The organism is Sporomusa sp. (assembly GCF_057736855.1).
On sequence record NZ_JBYKYF010000143.1, the window covers coordinates 1 to 7,808 of the forward strand.

At 44.7% G+C, this 7,808-nt stretch carries 11 protein-coding genes; 1 reads left to right on the forward strand and 10 read right to left on the reverse strand.

Annotated elements, in window-relative coordinates; genetic code table 11:
- Positions 1 to 29 precede the first annotated feature (29 nt).
- The 7 genes from AC29Z1_RS10410 to AC29Z1_RS10440 form a co-directional block, all read right to left on the reverse strand.
- A complete protein-coding gene (locus AC29Z1_RS10410; RefSeq protein ID WP_488271398.1) occupies positions 30 to 1,703 on the reverse strand; it encodes a hydantoinase/oxoprolinase family protein in 1,674 nt (557 codons plus the stop codon).
- A gap of 50 nt (positions 1,704 to 1,753) precedes the next feature.
- The gene (locus AC29Z1_RS10415) at positions 1,754 to 2,518 is read right to left on the reverse strand and encodes an acyl-CoA dehydratase activase (RefSeq protein WP_488271399.1); all 765 of its coding nucleotides are present in this window, start codon (positions 2,516 to 2,518) and stop codon (positions 1,754 to 1,756) included.
- 78 nt (positions 2,519 to 2,596) lie between these two features.
- A complete protein-coding gene (locus tag AC29Z1_RS10420; protein ID WP_488271400.1) occupies positions 2,597 to 3,589 on the reverse strand; it encodes a 2-hydroxyacyl-CoA dehydratase family protein in 993 nt (330 codons plus the stop codon).
- A gap of 150 nt (positions 3,590 to 3,739) precedes the next feature.
- Entirely contained in the window at positions 3,740 to 4,411 is a 672-nt protein-coding gene (locus AC29Z1_RS10425; RefSeq protein ID WP_488271401.1) for a coenzyme F420-0:L-glutamate ligase, read from the reverse strand.
- Between the two features lie 11 nt (positions 4,412 to 4,422).
- Positions 4,423 to 4,965: a hypothetical protein gene (locus AC29Z1_RS10430; RefSeq protein WP_488271402.1), complete on the reverse strand. Its 543-nt coding sequence runs from the start codon at positions 4,963 to 4,965 to the stop codon at positions 4,423 to 4,425.
- A complete protein-coding gene (locus tag AC29Z1_RS10435; RefSeq protein ID WP_488271403.1) occupies positions 4,953 to 5,228 on the reverse strand; it encodes a hypothetical protein in 276 nt (91 codons plus the stop codon). The genes AC29Z1_RS10430 and AC29Z1_RS10435 overlap by 13 nt, the downstream gene beginning before the upstream one ends.
- Before the next feature lie 83 nt (positions 5,229 to 5,311).
- The gene (locus AC29Z1_RS10440; RefSeq protein WP_488271404.1) at positions 5,312 to 5,713 is read right to left on the reverse strand and encodes an acyl-CoA thioesterase; all 402 of its coding nucleotides are present in this window, start codon (positions 5,711 to 5,713) and stop codon (positions 5,312 to 5,314) included.
- 254 nt (positions 5,714 to 5,967) lie between these two features.
- On the opposite strand from AC29Z1_RS10440, the gene AC29Z1_RS10445 reads away from it, so the two are divergent.
- Complete coding sequence (locus tag AC29Z1_RS10445; protein ID WP_488271405.1) at positions 5,968 to 6,255, forward strand: DUF2325 domain-containing protein; 288 nt, start codon at positions 5,968 to 5,970, stop codon at positions 6,253 to 6,255.
- A 65-nt stretch (positions 6,256 to 6,320) separates the two neighbouring features.
- Here the strand turns inward: AC29Z1_RS10445 and AC29Z1_RS10450 are convergent, their stop codons facing one another.
- The 3 genes from AC29Z1_RS10450 to AC29Z1_RS10460 all read right to left on the reverse strand — a co-directional run bounded on the left by AC29Z1_RS10450 (position 6,321) and on the right by AC29Z1_RS10460 (position 7,807).
- On the reverse strand, positions 6,321 to 6,857 hold the full coding sequence (locus tag AC29Z1_RS10450) for a hypothetical protein (RefSeq protein WP_488271406.1): 537 nt from the start codon (positions 6,855 to 6,857) through the stop codon (positions 6,321 to 6,323).
- A gap of 411 nt (positions 6,858 to 7,268) precedes the next feature.
- Positions 7,269 to 7,412, reverse strand: a complete 144-nt coding sequence (locus tag AC29Z1_RS10455) for a hypothetical protein (protein WP_488271407.1) — start codon at positions 7,410 to 7,412, stop codon at positions 7,269 to 7,271.
- 185 nt (positions 7,413 to 7,597) lie between these two features.
- Entirely contained in the window at positions 7,598 to 7,807 is a 210-nt protein-coding gene (locus tag AC29Z1_RS10460) for a GlsB/YeaQ/YmgE family stress response membrane protein (RefSeq protein WP_488271408.1), read from the reverse strand.
- Between the last annotated feature and the right edge of the window lies 1 nt (position 7,808).

A 7,808-nucleotide genomic window follows, 5' to 3' on the forward strand; every position in this document is an offset into this window, starting at 1 on the left:
AAAAAATACTAACCCTAGCGTTCTAGCCATCATGGTTCCGCCTCCCGCATCGCTACCGGCATAAGTACACCGGGCTTTATCTGCAGTTTGCATGTTATAATCTTACCAACGGTATGAAACCCGCGAACCAGGTTAAACTGTTCCTCGTACAAACGTTCACTGTAGCCAGCGGCTTCAGCTATGCCCCCAGCGGCTGCCCTTTCTGCCAGATGCTCAGCAGCAGCACGCCAAGCATCATCCAGAGTAAAGCGTCGTTTATCAAATTCCCGGATAATGCCTAACTCCGGCACAGTATAAACACCCTGCGACGTATCAGCTCTAAGGGTGATTTCGGTTGTCGGTCTGGCAGCAGCAGCCCCAATCGCATTAGCTACCATGTGTCCTGGCGGTAACTGCCAGGACAAGCCCAGTTGTTTAGCCACCAACGGCACAAGCCCCTTAGCCGCACCGCCCACCCCAATCAGCAGTTCTGGCGTAAATGGTTTACTGCACACTATGTCTTCCACTTTGTACACAGGACGAGAAGCGGCTTCTGCCAATATGTCCTGTATTGCCTGACACACAATAGCGACCGCTAACCGCAGTGTTTCCCAGGCAGCCTCTTCCGGCGTCTGTTCTGCAGCAGCAACTCTCGCCATCGCCTGCCTAGCCAACGCTAAGTCACCATAATCTATGAATCCAGCGACCCTAAGTGCATCTGTCACCGTAGGCTCTGAGCCGCCATTAGCCATAGCCGGACCTCGGCGCATGGGCCCAACAGCCAGAATACCGTTTTCGCGGCGAACATAACTGTCGCCCCCGAGTCCAACTGACCGTAGGCAAAATGACCGAACCGCTGTCGGGTAATTATTGACCTTGGCTCCCCCTGGGGAAAATAACGGCATACCGTTTTGCCATAAGGCAATATCAGTAGTAGTACCACCAATATCCAGTGAGATTGCGGCTTTTTCCGGGCTGACCATAGCCATAATTCCGAGCACGCTGGCTGCCGGTCCAGTAAAAATAGCCTCAAGCGGTGTAAACTTAGCTGCCGCCAGCGGCAGCGTACCACCATCTGCCTTTAAAATATATAGTGGCGCATTCATGCCCCGTTCGGCAAGCGCATCTTCCACCGCCGCCGCAAACTGACTAAATATCCGCCACACAGCCGAATTAAAATAGGCTGAATTAATGCGGCGAAGGAAATTGAGCGAACCGGAAACCTGTGTCCCAAGCGTTATATAGTCTGGCTGCAGATAAGTATTGACCCAGTTGGCCACCGTCTGCTCCTGCCGCGGATTACGCACCGCAAACTTGGCAGCTACAGCGGCAACCGCAACATCTTGCAGCGTACAGCAAGCTTCAGCCACTTCTGCCTCTACCACTTTGGCCTGCTCCCGTCCGCGATGGTCGGTATAGCCTGACAAAATCTGTGGTTCTCCGGGTATCAGACCAGTAAGATTTAGCCCTGGTCCCGGCACTATAAATAGTGCTACTTTATCGGTTTTTCCTTCCACTAAGGCATTGGTCACAATTGTTGTCGATAAGGCCACCCGGCGAATGGTATTGGCAGGAAAACCGGTAAGCACCTTATCAATAACGCTGATTATTCCACTTAATAGTGCCTGGTGGTTAGTTGGAGTCTTAGCTGATGCCAAAACCTGACCGCCAGAAATAATTACCGCATCGGTAAAGGTTCCGCCAACGTCAATTCCCAATAACATGTCCTTCGCCTCCAATCAAAACTGGCTACCTATTCGGCGATACCCTTGAACTATGCTTTCAGGTTGTATACCGCACAGCCAATCGCGCCATTGAGTTGCGGATGAGCAGGAACAATAACTTCAGTGCCCATTTCCCGGGTAATAAAAGTTTTAATCGCACTGCCGAGCGCTACCCCGCCAGTAAAAACAATCGTATCGCTTTTGAGTGCAGCGAGCATCGGTTTAATCCGTTTATAAATACTATAGTTTACACCAGCCGCCAACTCAGCAGTAGTATACCCTTCCACCATCCGCCCGATAAGCTCTGATTCACCGAAGATAGCACAAGTAGCGTTAAGCTCCACCGGATTCTCACTGTAGTCGGCCAGTTCTTCTAACGAAATATCCAGCACGGCCGCCATATTCTCCAAATAGCGTCCAGTACTTGCTGCACACTTGTCGTTGGTTTGAAAATCCACCATCCGACCCTTACGGACTTTGATAACCTTACTATCCTGTCCACCTAGATCAAGTAAGGTAAAATCGGTAAGACCAGTCTGATAGATTACCCCCAGCATATGTGCTTTTAACTCCGGGATAATGGTTGCCCCGACAATATTCATGGTGTTACGGCCATATCCGGTAGCTATCAGGTTAGTTACCTCCGGAAACCCTAGCGCCCCAAAGTCTACCGCCAAACCATCGTCGGTTCTGTGACCATACTCCCGGTAAAATTTCGCAGTCTCATAGATATTGGAGGCGATGAGTTCTTTCGTGTCAGGACTCATGATGACTAATTTTACACTTCGGCTGCCCAAATCAATACCACAATACATGAAATTGCCTCCTTTACTCTGCCATGTCTAACGCCACAGAATGAATTAAGAACATAGCGGATTGGGGCGTAGTAGATACTAACGCAGCATCTCCAAGAAACTATCAATCCGTAGCTTAGTTCTGGCGTCAATTTTTCCAGGTTTATCGCCTTCAATAGTCAAAATAGGTATATCCAGCTTTTCCCGTAAAATAATATCCTCAATCTGACGGAAACAAAAACTTTGTACGTAATGAATAATTCCATCCAGATTGCGACGTTCGATCTCAGCCTCAATATCCTGAATCCGGCCAAATACGCCATACGGATAAGTATACAGCCGATACTGTTCAACAATGTCGTCCGTAGCAAACGGCATAGCAAACTGCCGTTGCACTTCATTATATACAACCCGTGCACCCATACTTTCTAGATAGGAGTACAAATCAGGAAAGATGGGCGGTACGCCAATGTACCCCAGTCTGAGCTCATCCGTATATTCGGCAGCACTCTGCGCCTGCGCCAAAAATGTATCCACAGCCGCAGAAAAAGTCACCACATCACTATTAAAATCACTACAGCTTACTTGGTACAAATGATTATCAAAACCGCTAACCGTATTTTCCTCCCAAGTTAAGCGGTCAATCTCAGCGACTTTCAAACGCAGCTTGTCCAACTGCCGTTTTACTGCGGTAACTGCTTCCCAGTCTGTTCCTAGAACATCCATAAGTTTTTCCATTTGCAATTTTAGTAAATCATAATCCCGGTCAAACGGATAAGCAAAAGGAATGGTCTCAATTCCAACCAATTCATAAGTTTCCATAAGGGCATGAGTATTGCTGCAGTCACCCTGCGTAACCGCAATAACCTTATCGATACTGCCACAACCGGCAATATCCTTATTAACCACGACAGAATACAATCCTTTTATCCAGCCGCAAATATTCCTGGGATAACCAGCTTCCTCCGCAAATTCTACCAGTCTGCCGGCTTGCGGGCTAGTAATAAATATATTGTTAAGGTCAACAGGAATATGCCCTGCTGCCAAAATAATTTCAACTGGCACAGTTGTCGTAATGCCGATGCGGGCCATAGCCTCTCGCCTCCTCGATATAGTGAACATGGCTTGTGCCAAGCCTCTGGCGACAGCTCAAGCCGAAGTTGCCCTCATCTGTGTAATAAATTTTTATTAGGATATATAAGACAGAGGATAGCCTCTACCCTCTGTCTTCTGATAAAAATATTATTGTGCAGTAGCTTTTTGTGCAGCTAAACCATAGTTTTTAATAATAACAATCGGTGTTTTCTGACTGGCATTGCCAAATGGGTTATCAATAAGAATCTGCGCTAGTTCGTTCGGGTCAAGTCCCTTCGTCGCGCCAAGCACCGCTGCCCGTTTAAGGTCATTGACGTCAGCAACCACTGCGCCATAACATCCCAGCCGTTGTTTTATAGCTTCCGCCACACCGTTAGGATTGTCAGGGCCATATACCAAATGTTTATCATAAGGTGGCATTGTGCCAGTGACATCATCAATCAGTGCCGTCTGGCCGCCAGCCAGCTTATAAAATAGACCGCTTTTCCCCACAAGTTTACCAAGCATACCAATAAACATACAGAAAGCGATTTTCCAAGTTCCTTCGGAATTCATCGCAGTCTGCATACCATAGCAACTGGATAAGCTGCCCTCTTGTGGTACAAAGCGGCAAAGAACCCTGGCCATTAATGACAGCTTTATTTCTTCCGGCCGGATAAATCTTCCCTGAGTAATGGCAACAACACTTTCAGCTACGGCTACCACATCATTGGGGCCAATATCATCTTTGGCATATTGTTCAATTATATCTACAATATCATCCTTATGGGTAAGTATCCGGGTAGGTACCGGTTTAAGTTCTAACACCTGCTCTGTCATATGTAATCCCCCTATCTGGCTGTAGCCTGTTCGCCTGTGGCAAGAGCCTTATGGATTTCTTCAGCAGTCATAATCAAGCGTTCTTTCTGAATATACCATGGCCCGCGGGCAACAACCTGATAAAAAATGTCAATCGGCATATCTACCATATCGGCAAGTGCCGCTTTGATATCCCCTGATTTTGCAGTAAATTTCACTGTCAAAATAATCGAACCACCGGTATTCTTAAATACAATGTAAGCTTCCCAGTAACCGTCACTGCGGTTGGCTTTATCCAAAGTCAGCCGAGAGTCAACATCCACGGCATCAAACTGTTCACATGGCAAATAATGGCGGGGAAATACGTCCATTAGGGTACCAGCCTGTGTTCCATTATTGACAAATGGTATCGTGCTGGAGAAAGTTGCTGTATCCTTGGTTATGTCTATTAATCGAAACTCAGTACGCTGATCAACAATAAATTTGAAATTGGCATCACCTTGTTTGAGGATATACAGCCATATCCCAACCACCGCACCTAAAACAATAACTAATAAAACAGCTAGAAATTCCATACTACTGCCTCCGTATCCGGGTATCGGCAAGAAACCCTGTAGTTTATACTATTACACGATAATCCTGTACATGTATCATGCAAACCTGGTAGAAATCTCGCATTCCAGGAACAATGGATAAAACCTCTGACAACCTGCTCGGCCCGCAGTAATTCGGCGGAAAAATATAAACACACCCGTCCTTGCGCACGAGTGCCGAGCTTGTCATGGTAAGCATGTACAGCAGCTACCTCTATCTTTAGTATTGGCGCACCATCTCCCATAACGCCATCCTCTATCTAGTTAGTCTCTCTAGGCGTCATACATAATATGCAACAGGCTGCTGGCGCTGAAAACGCCAAGCAACCTACGGGAATGGCTTAGTAAGTTTGGTAAAATACTTATCCGGCAAGCGAATAATTCGCCCTTGTTTGTTGGTAAAGGCGTTTTGCGTGCGTCCAGTAGCCAATAACATACCGTCGTGCTCTCTGAGCACCCGGTAGGTGAACACCATTTTTACCCTTGATACTTCTGCCAACTCGGCTTCGATTAGAATATAGTCGTCAAATTTTGCTGGTGCCCGGTATTTACACTCTACTTCCGTAATCGGAAACACAATATCCTCAGCCATCATATCGGTAAGTAAAATACCAAGCTGCCGCAAATACTCCACTCTCGCCATTTCAAACCAGCGAAAATAATTGGAGTGATGCACTACTCCCATCAAATCGGTTTCAACAAACCTTACTTTGTCCCGTACTGTAATCATCTGCAATTCCTGCCTATTTGTTAATTTGTTAATAAGAAAAAAAGCACGCTATCAGCATGCTGGTAGAGGAATGTACGTATTTATTGTACTCTTCATTGGACATTTTTGTCAATGCCAGATTGCCTGCATCTGGCTGAAGTCTGAAGTAATATATTTTAATGAGAATAATTATCAAAAATTTATACATACTATTGACGTAGGATAATATTACCATTATAATCTAATTGAGAATAATTTTCATTTAAGAGGTGTCAATGATGTCTGTATTTATTGTTGGTGCAGATGACTTAGGCAATATTCCCGCTAATCTCCAGAAAGCCGGCGTTACATCACTGAAGCATTTCAAAGGGCGTAAAAGAGTCTCCGAAGATATTCAAATACCAGCCAATACCGATTTAGTTCTGATCTTTACTGATTACTTATCTCATAACATCGCCGAACTGGTAAAACGCAAAGCTAAGGAAGCAACTCTGCCTGTAGTATTTTCGAAGCGGTCCTGGAGTCATCTGCAAGAAAAACTCCAGCCTTTTATGCGACGATGAAGCCAAAATAACTAAGCCTGGATACAATGTGCGTTATCCAGGCTTAGTTATTTTTCAAAAAAAGTTTATAGCGACTCTCGTAATGTATGTAATTCTGCCCCTTTACCGGTATAAATATAATGATATGTACCGTTCCCGTCAGGACCGCCTATCAAACCATGATTCATATGGATCAAAGTAAGCGTTGCCTGTTTATAAATCTTCGCTTCTGCCAATAATCTGGCGCTGGCAGCCCCTGTACCAAACCATCTCGTTTCCGGACTTTCATCTGTATCCGACCAGTTAATCCATTCTACATCACCAGCAGCAACCGCTACCTGTTCATAAGCGGTTATATAAGCATCAACCTTTTTTTGATCTTCCGTAAACTTATATTGCCGTTTAATCACGCTAGCCGCATTGTCTAGTTCCGCTTTCCAGGCAGCCCGATACTTTTCTGCTACATAATTTAACTCTACAGTACTTATTGCTGCCGCAAAATCACCGGCAAACGCCTGGTCAATTGGATTATCCGCCTTATCCTGGGCTATAGCCGGGCTAGTCATGCTCACCACCAATAACCAAAGCAATCCCACTACCATAATCACTCGCTTGTTCCTCATGGCACCATTCCTCTCGTAAAAACATTCTGGCATCTAAAAATATTATACAATAGAATATAAGCCAATAGTTGATCAAAAAAGAAAAGCCCCTTGCTTACACGCAAGAGACCCGAATGCATGAATATTATACTAACATTAGCACTAGATAGATTATACCGGCAAAAACCAATAGACTCCCTCTGGCCGGCCATAGCCGCCTATCTGTCCTACCAGTTTGCTTTGCTAATTCCTGATTTATCAACATAAATTCACGCCCTTATATCCTTATCATTGATATATATTACTAAATAATATTTGTTATATTTTAACATAAATTATTTGAATGTACAACCCAGTAAATAAGTTTTCATGTTACTTTATAAGCTAGCGTTGTCTGGATCTAAGCTTGAGCACATGGGTTGGTATATGCAATTACCGGTATAATAGGTAATAACTTGACATGGCAATACTCAGACATTCTTTTTCGTCCAAATCATTCAACGCTATATCCGGATTTTCTAACCAGTCAAAATTAGTCGGATTTGTATCCCTTTTAGCTTCTTCTTCCAAATTCACTACCATCCCCCCTTTTTACATACTATTGATATTATGTTTCATATTAACATTATTATCCGAGTACAAGTATTAGAACTCCACTGTCTCCACCTCAGAGAAAAGTAGCTCATGACTCACATGAAAGTATCTGCAAATACAATGAGACCCAAAAAATATGCCGCCCTTGATGGCGGTAGCATATTTTATTACTTTTTCTTATTGGCGGCAGGTGCCACATTAAACATCCGTATGACCCATAGAAGAACAACGGCTCCTACAGTACTAGCAATAATAGCTCCGATTGTGCCATATGCCGATATTCCCAAAAACTTAAACAAATATCCCCCGATATAAGAACCAATAACGCCTGTCACCAGATCGCCCCAAATGCCAAATCCACCACCGCGTGAAATCATA

Excerpts from the sequence above, each read along its gene's own strand:
- AC29Z1_RS10410 (WP_488271398.1), bottom strand. The coding sequence starts at position 1,703 with ATGTTATTGGGAATTGACGTTGGCGGAACCTTTACCGATGCGGTAATT.
- AC29Z1_RS10415 (WP_488271399.1), bottom strand. The coding sequence starts at position 2,518 with ATGTATTGTGGTATTGATTTGGGCAGCCGAAGTGTAAAATTAGTCATC.
- AC29Z1_RS10420 (WP_488271400.1), bottom strand. The coding sequence starts at position 3,589 with ATGGCCCGCATCGGCATTACGACAACTGTGCCAGTTGAAATTATTTTG.
- AC29Z1_RS10425 (WP_488271401.1), bottom strand. The coding sequence starts at position 4,411 with ATGACAGAGCAGGTGTTAGAACTTAAACCGGTACCTACCCGGATACTT.
- AC29Z1_RS10430 (WP_488271402.1), bottom strand. The coding sequence starts at position 4,965 with ATGGAATTTCTAGCTGTTTTATTAGTTATTGTTTTAGGTGCGGTGGTT.
- AC29Z1_RS10435 (WP_488271403.1), bottom strand. The coding sequence starts at position 5,228 with ATGGGAGATGGTGCGCCAATACTAAAGATAGAGGTAGCTGCTGTACAT.
- AC29Z1_RS10440 (WP_488271404.1), bottom strand. The coding sequence starts at position 5,713 with ATGATTACAGTACGGGACAAAGTAAGGTTTGTTGAAACCGATTTGATG.
- AC29Z1_RS10445 (WP_488271405.1), top strand. The coding sequence starts at position 5,968 with ATGATGTCTGTATTTATTGTTGGTGCAGATGACTTAGGCAATATTCCC.
- AC29Z1_RS10450 (WP_488271406.1), bottom strand. The coding sequence starts at position 6,857 with ATGAGGAACAAGCGAGTGATTATGGTAGTGGGATTGCTTTGGTTATTG.
- AC29Z1_RS10460 (WP_488271408.1), bottom strand. The coding sequence starts at position 7,807 with ATGATTTCACGCGGTGGTGGATTTGGCATTTGGGGCGATCTGGTGACA.